The sequence below is a fragment of the Parvimonas sp. M20 genome, from assembly GCF_035282425.1.
Classification (GTDB): Bacteria; Bacillota; Clostridia; order Tissierellales; family Peptoniphilaceae; genus Parvimonas.
The window spans coordinates 1-374 of sequence record NZ_JAYKBQ010000096.1 but is presented as its reverse complement, the minus strand read 5'-3'; the positions used below and the strand labels follow the sequence as shown (position 1 = coordinate 374).

The following is a 374-nucleotide window of genomic DNA, read 5'->3' as shown; positions in this document are numbered from 1 at the left end:
AAGAGGAAGGCTACTTTTCCTTCTTTCGGCGACGTACGGTACAGGCCTTTGCCCGAACCCCCTGCGAGAAAAAGGTCTATTTTTTCTTTCAGGTCTTCGGTTGAAGTCGCAACAATACTGGCGCGAACCGGCGCGGTACTCTCCTGCGCGAGGCTATAGGCAATGTCCCGCAACGGCAGCGAGTCGTTGGTATAGAGCAGCTCACCGACCAGACGGGCGCGGGCCACAGCCGGCTCATCCGTATCTCCGCGCAGAACGATCAATTCCGCAGGCCAGGCGTTGACGGCCGGTTGGCCGGCAGCCGGTCTGCTTCCGCTTTCGATGACGGCGTGGAAATTTGTTCCCCCGAAACCAAAGGCACTGATACCGGCAAA

Annotated in this window: 1 protein-coding gene; it reads right to left on the bottom strand. The window is 58.6% G+C overall.

What is annotated here, in order from left to right:
* A partial coding sequence (locus tag VJI93_RS08555; RefSeq protein WP_324009285.1) for a hypothetical protein occupies positions 1-374 on the bottom strand: 374 nt, incomplete at both ends.